We start from the raw sequence: 16,854 nt of genomic DNA, 5'->3' as shown, positions 1-16,854 counted from the left end.
GTAGCTGCCTGCATACATTTAGTTTTAAGCAGCCCTAGTTACGCCTGTAAATAAACCAAAGCGCGGCATTGATGCTTTCCCTTGATATTCCCGAAGCTTTTAAATAGCGGTTACTGAGCAGGCCAACTGTTATTTCGGGTTGGAGATACCACTGCTTTTTATACAGGTTCAGTTCGGCTGAAAGAGGAATGAGAACCGACCACTGTCCGAAGTTGCGGCCATGTAAGGTTGGCAGTTGGTCTGAACGTTTGTATACCAGGGTACTTTGCGCAGGGGAGAATGCTGAAGTATCTACACCCCGTTTAAAATGATGATTAATAGCCATTTCGCCCTGGAGCAAAACACCGGATTGCAAACTCACTTTTCGGGTGATCCTGATTTTGCGGTATATGCCGGCATGTAACCCAATAAACCGGACGCTTTGCGTCATCCAGTACTTTTTTGTTTCCAATAGGTTTACTGAAGAACGCGCATACCATTCCTGGGTCCCAATATCCATTCCGCCTCGTTTTTCCCTGAATGCATAATTTATTCCTACTGGTATGTAGCTATTGCGCCAGAACCTTCCTCCATTTTGCGGGAAGCCAAGTACAGCCTGGAGGAAAACCCGGTGGTAGGTAACCGGACCGGAATTGCCATGCAAGGAATTCCATTGCAAGGTGTCCAGCATTTTTTGAAACCCAGCAGGCTTTTTCAACAATGGAGGGATGAAAAAAGGATTACTTTCCACAGCTTCCCCTTCGCCAATCCGGTATCCAACACTGAAGTCGCGGAAAAATGGCTTTTGCGCCTCAGACCATAATGCAAAGAGGGTAAAAAAGAAAAGCAGGTATGGTTTCATGGGGTGGTGTTTTGGTTGCATCAGTTCTGCGGATCAGGCCTGAAAGTAAAACAGGATGTACTGGCGGCCATTTTGATTTCGGAAAAATACCTATAAAAAATAATGCTCAGCAAAATACTGTTTGGATAACCATCAAAATGAAAGAAGCAGATCACTGATTACTGTAAACAAAAGTGCCCTGCTATTTAAGCAGGGCACTTCATAAAAAATGTTTTTAGATAATATGGTACGGTTACACGTTGAACCTGAAGTGCATCACATCACCGTCTTTCACAATATATTCCTTACCCTCAATACGCAGGCGTCCGGCATCGCGGCAGGCAGATTCTGAGCCATACTGCACGTAGTCGTCGTAGCCAATCACTTCTGCCTTGATAAATCCTTTTTCAAAATCAGTATGGATCACCGAAGCTGCCTGGGGTGCTTTCCAACCCTGACCAATGGTCCATGCACGTACTTCCTGAACACCCGCGGTAAAATAGGTTTGCAGGTTCAGCAGGTGGTAGGCCGAGCGGATCAGGCGGTTCAGTGCAGGTTCTTTCATTCCATATTCATCCATAAAGAGCGCCTTGTCTTCTGGCTCCTCCATTTCGGAAATCTGTGCTTCAATGCTGTTGTTCATGATGATCACTTCAGCACCTTCTTCGGCTACGGCCGCTTTCAGGGTCTCCGAATATTTGTTGCCGGTGTGCATGCTGGGCTCGTCAACATTGGCAACATACAGTACAGGCTTTTCGGTGAGCAGGAAGAGGTCGGCAATAGCAGTACGCTCTTCGGGCGCCAGCCCAAGTGAACGGATGCTTTTGCCTTGCTCCAGGTGGGCTTTGCAACGCTGCAGCACTTCCAGTTCGGCCTTGGCTTTAACGTCAAACTTGGCGTTTTTTTCCGTCTTCTGCATTTTCTTTTCTACGCTATCCAGGTCTTTCAGCTGCAGCTCGGTGTCAATGATTTCCTTATCGCTTACAGGATTGATAGCGCCTTCTTCGCGCAGGATGTTCTCGTCTTCAAAACAACGGATCACGTGGATGATGGCGTCCACCTCGCGGATATTGCCCAGGAACTTGTTGCCCAGACCTTCTCCTTTGGACGCACCGCGCACCAGTCCGGCAATGTCCACGATTTCGATCTGGGTAGGCACCACGCGGTTGGGTTGAACCAACTCGGCCAGCTTGGCCAGCCTTTCATCGGGTACATCAACCAAACCCACGTTGGGTTCGATGGTACAAAAGCGGTAGTTGCTTGCTTGCGCTTTTGCGCTATTGCTTACCGCGTTAAACAAAGTTGATTTTCCTACGTTGGGCAGACCTACGATACCAGCCTGTAAAGCCATATAAAAAAGTTGTCAGTTGAAAATTTATGGTTCAAAGTAGGGAGGCAAAACTTTGTAAGTCCTTCCAATTGTCGGAACAAAGCCTTTTGTACCCCTGTTTTTCGAGGCGCAAAGATAAGCAAATGAAGCCCTCGGCCCTGATTGCCTTCAAACAATTACCTTCATCGCCCCAAATTCAAGGCAGGGTTCCCGGTCTTTGAACTGGACACAACTGACATCCAAACCTATCTATGGCCTTAAGCAGAATCTGGTCCGCATTCATACTTGTTGCCGTTACCGTGGCACTCTTTCGTTTTCTTGGTGGCGATGAAGCCATCTTCAGCCGCATGGTGGTGGGCAAAACCGATGATGTGGTAGATACCATCCGTTATCAACTGGCTGCCGATCCCCGCCAGCATGGTTATCCAAACGAAGAAAAATTTAGCGAAAGACTGGCAGGCTATGGATATTTCCCGGCAGATGCACTTCACCCTGCAACCGTGGTATTCACCGAAAAAGGCGCTCCCACAAACCTGGCTCCAGGACAGTCTGCCCTTACTATAACGTCATTGCCATTTCGCTTAACACGCCCGGCTGATGGTATCATAGAAACTTGTAAAAGTGCGGTCAATATTGCCATTGGGTTGATCGGTATCATGGCGCTTTTTATGGGTTTCATGAGCATTGCCGAAAAAGCCGGCGGCATCCGGATGTTGTCGCGGATCATTGGTCCTTTCTTCTCCCGCTTGTTTCCGGAGCTGCCAAAGAACCACCCGGCGATGGGGCATATGATGATGAACTTCTCGGCCAACCTTCTAGGACTGGATAATGCAGCAACTCCTTTCGGACTAAAGGCGATGGAAAGCCTCCAGGAACTCAACCCTTCCAAAACCACCGCTTCCAATGCACAGATCATGTTTCTCTGCCTGCATGCATCGGGCCTGACCCTCATTCCGGTAAGCATTATTGCTGCCCGATCTGCATTGAAATCGGCAAACCCTACCGACATTTTTGTACCCTGTATGATCGCCACCTTTGTAGCCACCATGGCTGCCATGTTTATTGTAAGCCTCCGGCAAAAGATCAACCTGTTGCAGCCAGTAATCCTTGCCTGGGTTGGCGGACTATCTGCGGTGATCGCCTTATTGGTATGGTATCTTACCTCCCTGAACTTTGAATCGGTGCAATCTTTTTCCAGCCTGCTTTCCAACGGGTTGATCCTGCTGATCTTCTTTTTGATCATTGCCGGAGCGGTGTATAAAAAGATCAATGTCTTCGACGCATTTGTGGAAGGCGCAAAGGGTGGTTTTGAAACGGCAGTAAAAATCATTCCTTACCTGGTGGGCATGCTGGCAGCTATTTCGCTGCTGCGCACCAGCGGCACTTTTGATGTTATGATTGGCGGAATGAAAGGCCTGTTTGCCTTCTTGGAAACCGATACCCGTTTTGTAGATGGATTGCCAACAGCCCTGATCAAACCTTTAAGTGGCAGTGGGGCAAGGGGAATGATGATCGATACGATGAAAACCTTTGGACCCGATTCTTTTCCCGGAAGGCTTTCCTGTATCCTGCAGGGTTCTTCGGATACTACTTTTTACGTCATTGCCGTATACTTCGGCGCAGTTTCGATCCGTAATACCCGTTATGCCATCGGCTCCATGCTGCTAGCCGACCTGGTGGGGATTATTACCTCCGTTCTTCTGGCTTATATGTTTTTTGGATCGGTAAATTAGGAAAGGCAAAAACACCTGGCAGGTTTTTGAAACCTGTCAGGTGTGCTTAAACTACTAGAAAGTAAACCTAATACCCAGGCCAACTGCCGCAGGTTCAAAGCTTACATCATTTAACAATTCCAACTCAGGTTTCCAGTCCAGTGATACATTGATGGGCGCAGCTGAAAAAGTATAATCCAGCCCGATGATACCCTGCGCACCCAACACGTTCCTGCCCGAAAAGGCAACATATCCGCCGCCGCCATAAAACCAGTTCAGGCCTGGACTGCCCAGGGGTTTAAACTTCTCTACCAGTATTCCCACAGCTGCCGGATCGAAGGAAAGGGTTCCTTCAATAGCGGTGCTGGATTTTACATAATGGCGGAAACTGATGCCGGTATTCACCAACGCATCGTTATTGCTAAAGCGGATACCCAGAGCATTGCGGCCCTGTTGGGCATGCAGCACACCTGAAAAAAGCAGGAACAAAAGACCAAAAAATAGCTGTTTCATCTGTATGGTTTTGGATAAGCTTCAAACGAAAAGAACCCGTTCTTTCGTATACTGTAGTAGGCAGGCGACAAAGAACCATGCGACAGGAACAATCGATTTCTTTGTCATCAAGAAAAACGCTGGGGAAACATGTTGCAACCTGCTTCAATACGCAAAATATTCAACTGCCCTTTAGAGAATCATAATTAATAGCAGCGCTACTGGAAAAGTTCAAATTTTGTCTTTGGTCTGCGGGCTTCCAGCCAGCGAAAGGAGGGGAGCTGCATTTCTTTGGGAGTCTTTTGCCGGATGGGCCACAGGGTACCTTCCACTGAACTGCGAAATACAACCCGGTTGAGTTCGCCTTGTTTGAAGAAAACATCCATCAACTCGCTTTTGGTTTGGTTGATCCCTGTATAGGCACTGTCATCATCCTGGAGGAAGTAGATGCTTTCCGCTACACCTTTTGCTCTTACCGAATCAATGACACCGGCTACGAAAAAGCCATCCATTCGTTTTGATTTTACCTGGTTGTAATAACCCGGTTCCACCTGTTGCACGAGGTAAGAGTTATTGAACACCTTTACCTTATCTGCCTGCTTGTTGCGGGTATACAGGAAGATGGTATCGCCTGTGATCTGGCTACCCTGGCTCCAAACAATAGGGTTTTGAAACAACTGGAAAGAAGTATCGCGGAATGAATAATACAATGAATCGGAAACGGACTGCACCGAATCAGTAAAGACCCGCACATTGCGGAACGCTTCGAAATAGCGGTTGGTACTGTCGCCTGCTTTCAAGGTATCATAACGATGCAAAGAATCGTGTACCCTGGTAAGGTCGGAAAGGCGGGCGGAGAACAAAGTATCGGCAGTGATATAAATGGAATCCTTTTCCTGCTTGATGATCATCAGGGGCTTCACCGTTGCCAGGAAGGCTTCTGTTTTTTTGTTGACGAAAATTTCGTTGGCCAGTATCGACAAGCCTTTGGCGGTATCCTTCAGCACACCACGTCCTCTTATCTGCACCACACCTGCTTTATCGTCGTTGGCAATCTGGTCGCCGGTTACGGTGAGGGCGCCATCTTCTATAGTGGTACGTTGCGTAAACTGGGCATTGCCACCCTTCAGATCGTAAGAACCTTCCGAGGTGCGAATCACACGGCCGCTGGAATCACGTATGTAGGTATCCGTTATAAACCTTGCCGTTTGCAGTTCGGTATTGTACAAGAGAGAATCAGACTTCAGGTAAAAGGCAGGATCCTTCAGTTCTACTTTCTTCTTGAAGTAGATATCACGGATATCGGCATAGTAAATGCCTTCTTTACTGGTAAGTACAGACTTCTTGTTCACCACCTTACCGCCGTTTTTATAAATACCAATCCGGGTATTCATATCATACTCCAGGTTATTGGTGGTAAGGGTAGCCTGACCGTCCGTCATGCGTACATTGCCTGTAAAAAAAGCGGTTCTTTTATCAATCTGGTACAGCAGCTTATTGGAGTAGATATGTGCCGTATCGCTGTCGTTGATGTGAACACGGCCAAAAGCCTCAAAGATGTTTTTGGTCTTGTTAATTATGCAACTATCACAATCGAAAAGGGCTGTTCCCTGGCGCAGCCGAACATTACCCGAAAGGATTTGAACAGAGTTTTGATCGGTATTTTTAACCGTTAGCCTCTCGGCATTAAGAATCTGAACAGGCGTTGTGGTATCGGCAACAACTTTGACATCACGCACCAACCTGCTGGAAAAAGCATTGGCTGCAAAGCAGCCAAGCACTATTATAAAAAGAAAATAAAATCTGTTCATTACTGTCCTACCGACACCAGAACGGTATCTTTTGTAGCAGGCGAAGTTAAAGGCTCTGCTTTGTTCTTGCCACCGAAAACTGAAATATTAACGTAGCGTTTCGGGTGTACCCGTACATCATCCAACAAGATTTCCAAACTCAGTGCTACTTTATTCAACTGCTCATACAATTGTTTATCGTTGAGCAGTTTACCCAGCGATCCATTGGGGTTGTTTACATTGGCATCGAGGCGGGTGATGGTTGTTTTCAACTGGTCGATGGTACCCTGCAATGCACTTACCGTTTGCTGTATGGGTGCATTGGCCAGGTTGGCTGTGGTCAGCTCCAGGTTGCGGATGGTAGAAGAAATTTGCTCGTTGTTACGGGAAAGGTTGCCGGTTACGGAATTAAGGCTGCCCATTGTTTGCGCAATGATTCCGGATTCAGCATTGGTAAGCCTTTGGAGGTTGTTTGCAGAAACCGCAAGGCTTGCGATCATGGTTTGCAGGTTGCCGTTGGTGGTTGGGTCCAGCACCTGGTGCAGGCTGCCCAGCACCAGCTTCAGCGAATCGGCAACATCATTCACACGGGCTACAGTAGGCGTCAGTTGCTGCTGCAGGTTGGCAATGATGCCTCCGGAAATATTGGTATTGATGGTATCACCGGGTTGCAGGTAGTTGCGGGCATCCCCCTTTTCAATTTTGATATATGCCGAACCGATCAGGGAGCCATCGATAAAAGCTACCGAGTTGGCAGGAATATTTACATCGCGGGTAAGGTGTATTTCTACGATGATCCCATCTACTTCTTTATTCAGCGGGGTAAAATTGTACACCGTTCCCACCGCAAGGCCATTGATCTTAACTACGTTGGATTTTTCCAAAGAGCCAAGGTCCTTGAAAACGGCAAACACAGCCGGTTGTTTATTGAAAAGGGTACTGCCCTTGAGGAAACTAAATCCAAGCACCAACAGAACAATTGCCACCAGCGCAAGTAAGCCTACCTTGGTTTCGTTATTAATCTTCATGAACTTTTGTTTATCAGGCTATGGAAATGCCCGGGCCAAAATAACAACAAATTTTCCGTTACCCTAGCCGCCCATCACCCCGGCTAAAAAACCATACCACTGATAATGAAGGGGAAAGCTTTACTGCAAAGGATTGTCCAAATAAAAAGCCCCGCAAGATGCAGGGCTAAATAGTTTGAAGTTGATGTGCTTAGCGGGCGGCTTTCTGCCTGCGGGCCTCGTCGGCTGCAACCTGTTCCAGGAAGGCCTTGGTAGCCGTACCATCCTTATCCAGCATTACGGAAGCATTTTGTGCGGGCAACTGCTGCTTTTCGAGCCAGCCCATATAATTCTTCAACGCAAGGGTGATACAATCAGCAATTTCATTCTGGCCTTTCTCGCTGTTCAGGTAGTCTTCTTCCTCGCGGTTGGAGATATAACCTGTTTCTACCAGGATGGAAGGCATGGCCGTAGCCTGTAGTACCCAGATACCTACCTGGCGCTGGCGCTGTCCGCGGCTGATACGCCCCACACGGGCAAATTCCTCTTCTACCATACCTGCAAGGGTAGCGCTCCGCTTGAAGTATTGTTTTGTTTTCAGCAGGGAAAGGGCAATAAAGTCGGCGGAGTTCACATCCACCTCGCCATAGTTCTGCTGGAAGTTCTCTTCGGCAAGCATGGGAGCGTTTTCACGCATCGCCACTTCTTTGTCTTCGTTTTTATGGGCACCCCAGATATAGGTCTCTGTACCCTGGGCAGGGTTGGGGGTAGAATAGTACCGATACTGTGGCACCTGGCGGGTAACTTTCTTCCGCTTTTTGCCTTTACCCGTATAACTCACCACGGTTTTGTTGCCCACAAATTCTTTGTGCTGCTGCGGCGGCGCCGAGTTAACGTGGATGGAAATAAACAGGTCGCCCTTGCTTTGGTTGGCCTGCTTGGCGCGGGCATGGAGTTCGGGGTAGGAGTCGGAAGTGCGGGTAAACACCAGTTTGATATCAGGGGCGGTGCGGGCAATTTCTTCACCCAGCTTGGTGGCCACACCCAGGCAGATATCCTTTTCGTAGGAATAGTCGCCACGTGCGCCCACGTCCTTGCCACCATGACCAGCATCAATCACTATGGTACGCAATACCCTTTTGGGGCCTGCAAAGGAAAACAGCAGGGAACTCAAGGAGAATAGCGATACAAGGATCAATGATTTGTTTAGCATAGAGGATTTTATTTAACCGTTAACAGTTTGTACAAGCCGGTCATTAAGGGCTAATCAGTTACTTTTGTTGCTTCCTTATGTCGGGACTGCACAAATTTAGTTTAAAAAGCTGCTCATCGTTGTTGGTTGGTGTCTTCGTGTTGTTTTGCTTAACGTTACAAGCAGCCAACAAAGAGGTAACACCCACCAAAAACATATGCAGTTTAACAAACATACAGGACACGATACCCGCAAAACGGCTGGATAGCCTATCTATTAGGCGGGACAGCCTGAACCGGCGACGGGACACGGTTCCAACGGTGGACAGTTTTACCCTTCGCATGTCCAAAGACACGCTGTCCGGCCCCGTAAAATACAAAGCCGAAGACAGCGCCGTGGTTTTGGTACAGGACAAAAAAATACTTTTATACGGCAACACCCAAACAGAATACAACGATGTATCGCTTGCTGCGCCACAGGTAGTGGTGGACCAGCAAAGCAATATCATGACGGCAACCGCCGACCGCGACAGCATGGGCAACCTGCTTACCCGTGCCCGCTTTGAGCAGGGCGAGAACCGTTTTCAGAGCGATACCATCCAGTTCAATTTCAAAACACAACGGGGACTTACCCGCAACACCTTTACCCAGCAAGGTGAAATGTTTGTGCAGGGCGACAAGATCAAGAAGGCCGATTCGAGCACCATCTTCGTGAGCAGTGGCCGCCTCACAACCTGCAGTTTCGATGAGCCGCACTTTGCCTTTCGCACAAACAGGCTGAAGGTGATCAACAATAAAATTGCCGTTACCGGACCCACGCACCCCGAGTTTGAAGGCGTACCCCTGCCCATTTACCTGCCATTTGGTTTCTTTCCCCTGAGCCAGGGCCGCCATTCGGGTATGCTGCCGCCCCAGATTGCCACCAACGAGGCTTTTGGCCTGGGCCTGGAAGGCGTGGGTTATTACAAAGTGCTGAATGAATACCTGGACATGCGTTTGCAGGGAAATATTTATTCTTACGGCACCTGGAGTGCTACGCTTACGCCAACTTACCGGAAAAGATACCGCTATAATGGCGCCCTCAACCTGCAGTTCCAGCGTACCAAACAAGCCTTCAAGGATGATCCCGATTTCTCGCTGACCAAAACATTTATGATTGGCTGGACCCACAGCGTTGACCAGCGTGCCCGTCCCGGCACTACCTTTTCGGCCAACGTAAATGCGGGTTCTACCCGCCACAACCAGCTGCAGCCAAACGACACCCGGCGCATCTTTGGCAACAAGCTGAACTCCTCCATTGCTTATTCCAAAACATGGCAGGGCAAACCTTACAACCTTACTTTAAGCGCCAACCACAACCAGGACAACCAGACCCGCCTGATGCAGATCACCCTGCCTACTGCAGGTTTTACGCTCAATACCATTTACCCTTTCCAGCGCAAAACCATTGTAGGTGCCAAGCGTTGGTACGAAAACCTGGGCGTGGGGTATAACGGCAACTTTGGCAACCAGCTGTCTTTTTATGATACGGCCCGCTTCCGCCTTGGCGACCTGTTGGATACCATGCAGTGGGGCGCACAACACCGTTTTCCCATTACCATGTCGCTGCCGCCGGTAGGCCCGCTGATTTTTTCGCCTTCTATATCCTATCAGCAGGTATGGCTGCAAAACAAATTTATACGCAGCTGGAACCCCAACCTGAAAAGGCTGGACACAGCCATTTCCCGTGGTTTCTTTGTCGACCAGGAAGTAACCTTTGGCATGAGCGCCAGCACCAACGTGTTTGGTACGTTGCGTTTCCAACGGTCAAGGGTAGCAGCTATCCGCCACGTTGTAAGGCCACAGGTATCCTTCAACTACCGCCCGGACATGTCCAGCAAGTACTACTACACCACGCAGCTGGATACAACGGGTGAAAACTTCGGGCGTTTTTCCTCCCTTTCCGGCAACCTGTTTTCGCCGTTTAGCGAAGGGCAGTTTGGTGGTATCTCCTTTGGTGTAGACAATAACCTGGAAATGAAATGGCGGAGCAAAAACGACACGGGTGCCAATGCCATCCGTAAAATCCGCCTGATAGATGGTTTTGGCTTTAACAGCGGTTACAACTTCCTGGCCGATACCATGAAGCTGCAAAACTTCAACCTGTACCTGCGCAGCACTTTGTTTGAGAAGATCAACATCACTGCCAGCGCTTTGCTCTCGCCTTATCAAACCAACCGCTTTGGCCGCCCCATCAACAAATATGCATGGTCGGATGGTTTCCGCCTGGGCACCCTGCAGTATGGCAGCCTGGCCATCAGTACCCAGTTCCAGAGCAAGAAGAAGGATGATAAGAAAGGGACCCAAACAGACGAAGACAACCCGGTACTGCGCAACGGCCGACAGATCACCGATCCCATGCTGCTGAACGACCAGGCCATGCTGATGGATTATATGCGCCGCAACCCAGCCGAATTCGTGGACTTCAATATTCCCTGGCAGTTGTCGCTTTCTTTTTCAGCAGGCTTCAACCGCAGGCCAATGGCCGACTACAGCGGTTTTGAAAATGAATTCAACGCCAACCTCTCCGTGAACGGTAGTTTCAACCTGACACCAAAGTGGAACTTTAGCGTGAACAACGTATACTACGATTTTAAAACCACGCAGCTGCAAACTTTTACCATGTCCATTTCCCGCGACATGCACTGCTGGCAGATGGCCATCAACCTGACCCCGGTTGGTCCCTGGCGTTCCTTCTCCTTTACCATCAACCCCAAGGCAGCCCTGCTGCAGGACCTGCGGGTGAACAGGACAAGGACCTTCCAGAGTTATTAGAAATTTTACTTTTCCAATTGCAAGAAACATAAAAGGCCAGCCCTGCTTCGCAGCACCGCTGGACTTTCTTTTTACAATAAAGTTGGCTTGCTACAGGTATGCAGTGTTAAGGAAGAAGCTGTTTGCAAAGGATATAAATACCCATTGCAAAAACAAACAGTCCGAAGCCTCTTTTAAGCCTTTCGCCATTGATCCGCCTGTTGCAATAATTGCCTGCAAAAATACCGGCAATAGCCGTAGCAGTAATGGAGCACAGCAGGTGCCAGTCCATGGAAAAATGAGACAGATCGCCGGTAAAACCCACCAATGACTTTATAGCAATAATGAGCAGTGAAGTACCGATGGCTTCCTTCATAGGTATTTTATTGAGCAACACAAGGGCCGGAATGATCAGGAATCCGCCACCGGCACCAACAAGACCTGTAAAAGTTCCTTCCAACAACCCGGAACCAATAATCAGCGGCAATCGGATACCACATTCATTTTGTTCCTTATCTACCCAATTAGTTTTTGACTGCCTGATCAGCGTCAGGGAAGCCAGGATCATTAGCGCTGCAAAAACCAACATGAGCAGCATGTCGCGTGAAATGGCGGTACCAAGTATTTGCATGTGCTCCGGGATTCGGGGCACCAGGAAAATGCGCATGAAAAATACGGCCGCCAGGGAAGGCAACCCAAATGCCAAAGCCGCCTTCAGGTTAACAGCCCCTTGTTTCAATTTGGGAACAACACCAACCAGCGAAGTGGAACCGACAATAAAGAGCGAGTATGCCGTAGCAGTAATGGGATTGACCCGGAACAGAAAAACCAAAACCGGCATGGTAAGCATGGACCCGCCACCACCAATCAGGCCCAGGGTGAAGCCGATAAGCAAAGAAGCCAGGTATCCGAGTACATCCATATTTCCCATTGCCAACAAAGGTCCGTTCCGGCCGATGCCTTATAGGTGACCAATATCACGCAGGCAAATGAACTCCATCTCACAAAGACACAACAGCCAGGACCATTGTGAAAGGTAAGGGGCTTATTAATCTACCAAAACAGTTTGGTTGTTGGCAGCTCACCGGGCTGCCTGTTGCAGGGTTGCATTGTTTTGGTTGTTCGGCACCATACGGCTATAATCTTTTTGCACCTGCTGCATCCAACCAAATACGTATTGCGACTGCTCCTTTACCACCTCCGGGTAGCGGCCCGACAGGTTGTACTTTTCTGCCGGATCTTTCTGGAGGTCGTACAATTCAGCGTCTTTATTGTCTACATTATAAATGAACTTCCATTTGCCGTTGCGGGTACCCACCAAAAGGTCGGTATAGGGGCTCACGAAAAAAGAACGACTGTCTGGCAATGGTTCAAAAAGGCTTTTGCCATACCAGCCTTTGGGTTTGGGCAAGCCACATACCTGTGCAATGGTGGCGGGGAGGTCTACCATACTTCGGATAACGCTGTCTCTTTCACCCCGGAAAAGGCGTGGCTGAATGAGCACCAGTGGAATGCGCACATTCTCCTCGTATATGCGCGATGCATGCGAACGTTGGTCGTGTGTGCCAAAAGCCTCCCCATGGTCGGCAGCAAACACCACCAGGGTGCTTTGCAATTTGCCGCTTTGGGCTAAAGTATTCATCAACTGCCCAAACAAGGAATCGGAATGATGCAGTGCATTCAGGTATTGGTTGACGGATCCTTTTTTATCCGTAAACTTTTTTTTGCCATCGGAGTAGTAGGGGCTATGGGTTTGGTTGGTCCACACCACCGCCATGTTCTTTTTACCCTTGTTGCCTTCCAGCCAGCCCAGGTATTCATGTACCACACAGGCATCATCCATTACATCAAGCGTGCTGTCTTTGCGTTGTGCCAGCACTTTACAAGGCATATTGTTCCGGTCGCGGATGGTACCAAAACCCTGTCTGTGGGCAAAGCTGTCCATCTCACTATACCGAAGATCAGAGGCAAAGAACAACCCTGTTTGCCAACCGGCTTTGTTCAATACCGTCGGAAGAGCGGATTGCTCCCACACCGTACCATTATTCAGCGCCGAGTTATAATCGATCATCGGATACACACCTGTTACCAGGGAAATCATCGAGTTGCCCGTGCTCGGAATATGCACATACATATTGTCGTACACCCTTCCGAAACGGCTCCATGCCTTCAGTTTTGGGGTTGCATCAAACTCATTGGTGTACAAACTAACCAGGTTGGCTGGTGTGGACTCTGATACAAACACGATGATGTTATTGATTGAATCTATGCCACCTGGTTGCTGCCATACCCTGGCAGCAGTTGCATCACTGAAATAGTTTGTAACCGCACCCGGCAGCTTCATCTCCTGGATTCTATTCAAGTTGGCCGGTTCAAAAAAGCTGCGGGCAAATGCCCAAACCGGCGTTTCCTTCCGTGAAGGTGCAATATGGTGCCGGCTAAAGATGGGCAGGGTAATAGCCAACACAAGCAAATAACCCACCCAGGTGAACACCTGTAGCTTGCGGGCTGGTATAAGGGCAGCAAGGTATTGTATGGATTTACTTAATAAAACAAAGGCTACCATGAGCATTGCCAGCCGGCCGATGTACAAGCCGTCCAACACCTGTGCAGCCTGTTTCTTTGAATCCGACTCTTTGAGGAAATCGGAGTAATAAAGCCATTTATAATTAAAAGGCGTACCCAATTGTTTGATCACCTCGATGTTGAGAATGGATACCAGGCTGATGAAAAAAAGCAACGCAAAAAGAAGATAACTCACTGCCTTTTGCCATTTTATCTTCCTGGCAGTAAGCGCAAGTAATAGGGTGCCGGCAAAACCAAGTATAAATAACAAAAGCGCATCTTGCTGCAGGGCAGCAAGGAATGATTTGGGCTTCAGCAAAGAAGTATGGGTAATCTGAGCCCTTGCCGCCATGGTGAACAACCATCCGGAAAGCCATGCGCCTAAAAACAAATGGACAGGCGCGGGTTGTACCTTATACCTGTTTACAAAATACAGCACTGAAAAAAGGATCAATGCCATTAGCAGGATTTTCCCTGCCAGGTATAGCAGGTTAAAGCCCTGAGCATATATGCCCAGGTTTTTATCACGTATTGAATAAAGCGCTTTACCTCCAACTTTAATTGCATACAAATCCCCTTCGTTGGTGTCGTAGGCCCGGTAACTGGAGAGTGCCTTGTTAAATTCCGCCCGGAAATAAAAGTTTAATTGTGCGCCTTGGGGCAGGTTCAACTCCGCAACAAAAACACCGCCTTTGCGCTCCATGGGTGTAAAGGCCATCTCATCCCTTACCTTGGTACCTGCAGGCAGCAGTTGGCTTTCGGGTTCATTCCAATCATTCAATCCCCACACTATTTCGAGGGCATCCAGCTTGTTGGTGTGGTAAGTAACCTGCAACCGAACAAGGGAATCAGCCGGGTGGCGGGCTTCCACTAATGCCGGCAACAGTAATGAGAGCAGGAAAAAAGGATAGACAAGTAGGCTTCTTAGGGGGTACACGGTAGGGTAAGGTTTTTTTACGTCTACAAGGATATAGTTAAAAAAAGGTTTTTACAAGTTATTCTACAGCCTTGTGGTCCTACTTTTAACCGGATGGGCAGCTATAAACGAAGATCAAAATGAAAAAATATTGTTTTCGTGCGGTAATGCTTTTGCTAAGCCTTATTAGTTTTTATGCGCATGCCACCACTTATTATGTAAGTGAAAAAGGAGCCAGCAACAATAAAGGCACCTCCATTGGGACACCCTGGAATTACCAGCGGCTGCAGGCAGAAATATCCAAGAAGAAAGGCAACTTATTTTATGCAGGCGACAGTATTTTGTTGCAGCGAGGCAGCACTTTTTATGGCCCATTACAGGTGCGCTGTAGTGGTGCACCCGGCAGGTCCATTACCATCGGCGCTTATGGCAGCGGACCAAAACCGCTGATCACCGGCCTTGTAACTTTGAAAGAATGGAAAGCTGTAGGAGCAAAACAATACACAGCTAGCTTACCTGAAGATTTTCCCTCGTACTGCCCCATATTGCTTATCAACGGAAAACCTTTTGGCCAGGGAAGGTTCCCCAACAACACAGACCCAAACAAAGGCTATCTCTCCAATGAATCGGACCGCAATGACAACAGCAGTTTTATAAACAGGAGCCTTCGGGCAGGCAACACCGATTGGACTGGTGCTACCCTGGTAGCACGGCTGATGCGGTTTGTAATTGATACAGCCGTGGTAACCAACCAACAGGGAACGGAGCTCCAAACAAAGAATTTCGAAAACAAAGCACAAAAAGGCTTTGGTTTTTTTCTCACCAATCATCCCGCAACCATCGATAGCCACGGCGAATGGTTTATCAATTATGCAAGCAAAACCGTTCGGTTGCAGGTAGATGCAAACCCTGCCAATTACCGCATTCAGGTTCCTGTAGTGGACACCCTTTTTAATTGCACCAACCAAAAATACCTGGTAGTGCAGGACCTTGCATTTGAAGGTGCTACAACCTTTGGTATTTTCCTGGCCTATGCTCCCAACAACACCATTCAGAGATGTACGGTGCGGGCCTGTGGTATGGAAGGTATTGCAGCAGCAAGCCCGGGTAACAACTTTATTTCACTAATGGATAATGATATTGCCGATTGCGGCAATATTGGCATCAGTGCAAGATTTGTACAAAGTGGCCTGAGCATTCGCGGCAATACCATACAAAGAATCGGGCTTCAGGAACAGTACGGCGGCTATGGTACGGTTTGCCGTATTGGCATTCTGAATGACAGGGGCGAAGACCATGAAATTGCTTACAACAGAATTGACAGTACTGGTAATATCGGCATTCGCTTTAAGGGTTCTGATGTGCGCATTCACCACAACCTGGTGCAACATTATGGTGCAGTGATGGATGATGTAGGCGGCATTTATACCGTAAACCAGGGACGCCAGCCACAAACCAACCGCAAAGTTTACCGCAACATCATATTGGATGGCATGGATGCTACTGCAGGTACGCCCAATAATACCAGCCAGACCTATGGTATTTATATTGATGATGGCAGCAGGGATATAGAGTTGTATGAAAACTTTATTGCCAATGGTGAAGGTGCTGGCTTTTACCTACACAATACAACAGCCATCAACATCCACCACAACACCGTTTTTGGGTTTAAGGAAGCGGGAGTAAGGTTTACCTATGACCTTGCCAAATGGGATCCACCCAGGGATATTCGTTTTGCGCACAACATTGTAGTGGCAAACAACACAACCAGCAACCTCGTGAAATTGCTGGAAACAAGAGATTCCACTTTTATACCCGCACAAGGCTTGTTGCCAACAGCAAACAAATCCTTGATTGATTCCAACCTGTATGCACGCCCATACCGTGAAGCTGGTGAGAAGGTTTTTGTAGGCTGGAATATGTACCAGAAAGGCAAACAACAAACCAGGAAATATTCTTTAAGACAGTACAACGCCATCTATGGTTTGGATGGCAACAGCAGGGAAGGTGCGGTACAATTAGCGTCCAATAAAATTTCTGACCAGGACTTCCTGGTTCTGTACAATGCAGCCACGCAAACCAAAGCCATCAACCTGAACGGAGCCTACCAGGATGCATCAGGGAAGGTTTATGGGCCGGGTAAAATCAACCTGGAGGCGTTTGCCGGCATGGTATTGATCCGGGCAGGACAGGGGAAACCCGGTACAGCCAACAGGAGGTAAATGCAAAAGGCCGCTG

At 48.3% G+C, this 16,854-nt stretch carries 11 protein-coding genes; 3 read left to right on the top strand and 8 right to left on the bottom strand.

Features of this window, described 5'->3' with window-relative positions; genetic code table 11:
* Positions 1-34: 34 nt before the first annotated feature.
* Together BUE76_RS13670 and ychF are read right to left on the bottom strand one after the other, a co-directional pair.
* Positions 35-841, bottom strand: a complete 807-nt coding sequence (locus BUE76_RS13670) for a hypothetical protein (protein WP_073039529.1) — start codon at positions 839-841, stop codon at positions 35-37.
* A 232-nt stretch (positions 842-1,073) separates the two neighbouring features.
* On the bottom strand, positions 1,074-2,171 hold the full coding sequence (gene ychF / locus BUE76_RS13665; RefSeq protein WP_073039531.1) for a redox-regulated ATPase YchF: 1,098 nt from the start codon (positions 2,169-2,171) through the stop codon (positions 1,074-1,076).
* A gap of 230 nt (positions 2,172-2,401) precedes the next feature.
* Here ychF and BUE76_RS13660 point away from each other — a divergent pair, with 230 nt between their 5' ends.
* Positions 2,402-3,883 carry a nucleoside recognition domain-containing protein gene (locus tag BUE76_RS13660; RefSeq protein ID WP_073039533.1) on the top strand — a complete coding sequence of 494 codons (1,482 nt, stop codon included), beginning with the start codon at positions 2,402-2,404 and terminating at the stop codon, positions 3,881-3,883.
* Positions 3,884-3,937: 54 nt separating this feature from the next.
* On the opposite strand, the gene BUE76_RS13655 is transcribed toward BUE76_RS13660, so the two are convergent.
* The 4 genes from BUE76_RS13655 to BUE76_RS13640 all read right to left on the bottom strand — a co-directional run bounded on the left by BUE76_RS13655 (position 3,938) and on the right by BUE76_RS13640 (position 8,364).
* Positions 3,938-4,375, bottom strand: a complete 438-nt coding sequence (locus BUE76_RS13655) for a hypothetical protein (protein WP_073039535.1) — start codon at positions 4,373-4,375, stop codon at positions 3,938-3,940.
* 197 nt (positions 4,376-4,572) lie between these two features.
* On the bottom strand, positions 4,573-6,165 hold the full coding sequence (locus tag BUE76_RS13650) for an OstA-like protein (RefSeq protein WP_073039538.1): 1,593 nt from the start codon (positions 6,163-6,165) through the stop codon (positions 4,573-4,575).
* Complete coding sequence (locus tag BUE76_RS13645) at positions 6,165-7,172, bottom strand: MlaD family protein (RefSeq protein WP_073039539.1); 1,008 nt, start codon at positions 7,170-7,172, stop codon at positions 6,165-6,167. The genes BUE76_RS13650 and BUE76_RS13645 overlap by 1 nt, the downstream gene beginning before the upstream one ends.
* 190 nt (positions 7,173-7,362) lie before the next feature.
* Positions 7,363-8,364, bottom strand: a complete 1,002-nt coding sequence (locus BUE76_RS13640; protein ID WP_083596324.1) for an N-acetylmuramoyl-L-alanine amidase family protein — start codon at positions 8,362-8,364, stop codon at positions 7,363-7,365.
* 320 nt (positions 8,365-8,684) lie between these two features.
* Between BUE76_RS13640 and BUE76_RS13635 the strand changes: the two genes are divergently transcribed.
* A complete protein-coding gene (locus tag BUE76_RS13635; protein ID WP_245798276.1) occupies positions 8,685-11,156 on the top strand; it encodes a putative LPS assembly protein LptD in 2,472 nt (823 codons plus the stop codon).
* Positions 11,157-11,262: 106 nt separating this feature from the next.
* Here the strand turns inward: BUE76_RS13635 and BUE76_RS13630 are convergent, their stop codons facing one another.
* On the bottom strand, positions 11,263-12,057 hold the full coding sequence (locus BUE76_RS13630) for a sulfite exporter TauE/SafE family protein (protein WP_073039545.1): 795 nt from the start codon (positions 12,055-12,057) through the stop codon (positions 11,263-11,265).
* A 159-nt stretch (positions 12,058-12,216) separates the two neighbouring features.
* Complete coding sequence (locus BUE76_RS13625; protein ID WP_143157183.1) at positions 12,217-14,637, bottom strand: LTA synthase family protein; 2,421 nt, start codon at positions 14,635-14,637, stop codon at positions 12,217-12,219.
* A gap of 119 nt (positions 14,638-14,756) precedes the next feature.
* Here BUE76_RS13625 and BUE76_RS13620 point away from each other — a divergent pair, with 119 nt between their 5' ends.
* Positions 14,757-16,838, top strand: a complete 2,082-nt coding sequence (locus BUE76_RS13620; RefSeq protein WP_083596325.1) for a right-handed parallel beta-helix repeat-containing protein — start codon at positions 14,757-14,759, stop codon at positions 16,836-16,838.
* The last annotated feature ends 16 nt before the right edge of the window (positions 16,839-16,854 follow it).

The organism is Cnuella takakiae (genome assembly GCF_001953305.1).
GTDB lineage: Bacteria > Bacteroidota > Bacteroidia > Chitinophagales > Chitinophagaceae > Flavisolibacter > Flavisolibacter takakiae.
Note: the sequence above shows the minus strand (reverse complement) of the source record. Positions and strands in the feature narration are given on the sequence as shown.